The sequence below is a fragment of the Promineifilum sp. (SeqCode) genome (assembly GCF_041918635.1).
In the GTDB taxonomy this organism is placed as follows: Bacteria; Chloroflexota; Anaerolineae; order Promineifilales; family Promineifilaceae; genus Promineifilum.
Genome location: NZ_JAYRVJ010000172.1, coordinates 1 through 2,891, shown reverse-complemented (window position 1 = coordinate 2,891; position 2,891 = coordinate 1). Strand labels below are relative to the sequence as shown.

General features: G+C 65.0%; 3 protein-coding genes and 1 pseudogene. All 4 read left to right on the top strand.

Annotated elements, in window-relative coordinates; translation table 11 throughout:
* A pseudogene (locus tag ACE3UY_RS05835) lies at positions 1-832 on the top strand (hypothetical protein); the annotation flags it as partial.
* Positions 833-982: 150 nt separating this feature from the next.
* Positions 983-1,354, top strand: coding sequence for a large-conductance mechanosensitive channel protein MscL (gene mscL / locus ACE3UY_RS05830; protein ID WP_374686610.1), 372 nt, complete (start codon positions 983-985; stop codon positions 1,352-1,354).
* Positions 1,355-1,492: 138 nt separating this feature from the next.
* On the top strand, positions 1,493-2,491 hold the full coding sequence (locus tag ACE3UY_RS05825; protein WP_374686609.1) for a hypothetical protein: 999 nt from the start codon (positions 1,493-1,495) through the stop codon (positions 2,489-2,491).
* An 80-nt stretch (positions 2,492-2,571) separates the two neighbouring features.
* A partial coding sequence (locus ACE3UY_RS05820) for a transporter substrate-binding domain-containing protein (RefSeq protein WP_374686608.1) occupies positions 2,572-2,891 on the top strand: 320 nt, incomplete at its 3' end.

Here is a 2,891-nt window from a genome sequence, read left to right as displayed (position 1 = left end):
GGGAGAGCGAGGCTTTGCCGACTTGCTAGGCGGTGGCCTTCCTGAAGCGCCGGCCGGCGCGAGCGGTGGGGGCGGCCTGGCGGACTTGCTGGGCGGGCTACTGGGCGGCGGCGCGGCCGGCGGGGCAAGCTCCGGTGACGCGAGCTCCGGCGACATGGGCGACATGGCCGGGATGCTCGGCGGTCTGTTGGGCGGCGGGGGCGCGGCGGCCGGGGCATCCGGCGGCGGTGGCTTGATGGACTTGCTGGGCGGACTGCTCGGTGGGGGCAGCGCGCCAACCGGCGCGTCCGGCGCATCCGGCGGCGGGCTGAGCGACCTGCTGGGCGGACTGCTCGGCGGGGGCGGCCAACCCATGACCTTCGGCGGCGGCGGGGGGCCAACCTTGCCTTTTGCCAATACCCTGGCCGAGAAGCTGGGCATCTCGCCGCAGATGGCGAACATGCTCATCATGGGCGCGATCGGTCTGCTGACCGCCTCGGCGGCCAAGAAGCGTAGCAGCGGCCGGAGCGGGGACATTGACCTCAACAGCCTGGCCGCCGACCCCGACTACATCCGCTCCAGTGGCGTGGCCGCGCGCCTGTCGGCCCAGATGGGCATCAGCGAGGACGAGGCGGTGGCCGGTCTGCAACAGACGATGGGCCTGATGGCCGCCGGGCAAAGCCCACCCGCCAAGAAGACGGGCGCGCGCAAGACCACGGCCAAGAAGACAACCGGCCAGACGGCGCCCAAGAAGAAGAGTACCGCCAAGGCGACGAAGACGACGGCCAAGAAGAAGCCGAGTGGGTCAAACACCGGCTCCGACTTCATGGATTTGCTGGATGATCCACATTAATGGCGGATTAGTTCGCTAAAAATGAGAAGATGGTTATACTGGTCAACAATATGACTCGGAGGGGCCGGTTTCTCCTCCTAAGTGATAGCCGGGCCTGACCGATTCGTCGGTCAGGTCCGAGCCCAACATTTAGGTATTGGAGGTAGTGACATGTTGAAGGAGTTTCGCGACTTCATTAACCGCGGCAATGTGATGGACCTGGCTGTGGCCTTCATCCTTGGCGCGGCGTTCACGGCGATCGTTAACTCGTTGGTGAATGACATCATTATGCCCATCATCGGCGTAATACTGGGCGGCGTTGACTTCACCGCGCTCGCCATTACCGTTGGCGATGCCAACATCACCTACGGCAACTTCATCCAGGCCATCATCAACTTCCTGCTGGTTGCATTTGTAGTTTTCCTGCTGGTTCGTTGGCTCAATCGCATGATGCCCAAGAAGGCGGCCGCGCCGGCAGGGCCGACGAACGAGGAAGTTCTGCTGACCGAAATCCGCGACCTGCTGCGCGCCCAAAACCGCTAGCGGTCCCGCCGCGCGGCCGCGCCCGCCGAACCGGCGACGAGCGCGGCCGCCCGGCGCTCCCATTGAAGCCAAGGGAAGGGGGTCCGTCGAGACTAAGCTGCCGCGACGGATCGCATCACTGCCAAAGGAGTGAGGAAGATGTCCATTTTCCGTCGCATTATTGGACTCCTGCTGATCATCGTCGGGCTGGTCGGACTGATAATCGCGGGGGCCGGGGCCTATTTCGCCGGTCAGGCTATTGACGCGGGGGTGACCGGGATGAACAGCGCCCTCGACATGGTCGGCACGACAGTCGATACGACGACCGCCAGCCTGAAAAACGTCCAGGCGACCCTGACCGAAGTTGGTTCCACGCTCGACACCGTCTCCCAATCGACGGGCAACCTCTCCACCACGCTGACCGACACACAGCCGCTGCTGGATCAACTAACGAGGATGACCACGGAGACGGTTCCCAACAGTCTGGACGCCGTCAATCAGGCCGTGCCCAACCTGGCCGGCATCGCCGGAGCCATCGACAACACCCTGACCCGTCTGAGCGACTTCCAGGTTGAGCGCACCATTCTCGGCGTGCCGCTCAGCTTTGACCTGGGCGTCAACTACAACCCCAGCGAGCCATTTGACAATGCCGTTCTGGCGATTGGCCGGAGCCTTATCCCCATCCCGCGGCAAATGCGCCAGTTGGAGACCAGCCTGGACGCGGCCACGGCCAACTTGGGAACCATCAGCAACGATATCGCCCAGTTATCGGGCAACATCGACGGCATCAACGTCACTGTGGCTCAGTACATCCCGTTGCTGGATCAGTACATCGGCGTGCTGGACCAGACCAACGCCTCGTTGGAGAATACGCGGGCGCAGATCAACGCCAACCTGAGCACCATTAAGTGGGCCGCCACGGGGTTGATGATCTGGTTCGCGCTATACCAGATCATGCCGCTCTACATCGGCTACCGCATGCTGTCCGACAAGGTGGTCGAGGGCGCGTTCGAAGAACGTCTGGATCAGATCGAGGATCGGGAAGAGACGGCGCACGAGGCGGCGGTCGAGGCGACCGTAGCTGCCGAACAGGCCGAAGCCGCGGCTGAAGACGCTGAAGACGCGGCCGAGGACGCGGCGCACATCAAAACCGCCTGACGCTACGCCACCCCGGCGGCCCTATTTGCGGAATAACCCGGCGCGCATGGGCCGGCACGATCGCGGCACGCGAGGCAGTCATGAACAACATCGGCGCTCCTCTTCGCTTGTGGGTGGTCGCGCTGCTGGCCCTGGCGGTCGGCCTGGTCGCCTGTCGCCAGCAGCAGACGGTATCGCCCACCGTGATCCCGGCCACGACGGCCCCGACCGTCGCGCCGGACGCGGCCACGCCCCCGGCCCCAGCGGCCGACGCCTGGTCGGCGGCGCAGGCCCGCGGCCGGCTGGTCGTCGGCATGTCGGCCGACTATCCCCCCTTCGCCTCTTACACGGATGAGTTCGAACTGACCGGCTACGACGTGGCCCTGGCCCAGGAGATCGCCGGCCGGCTGGGCCTCGACGT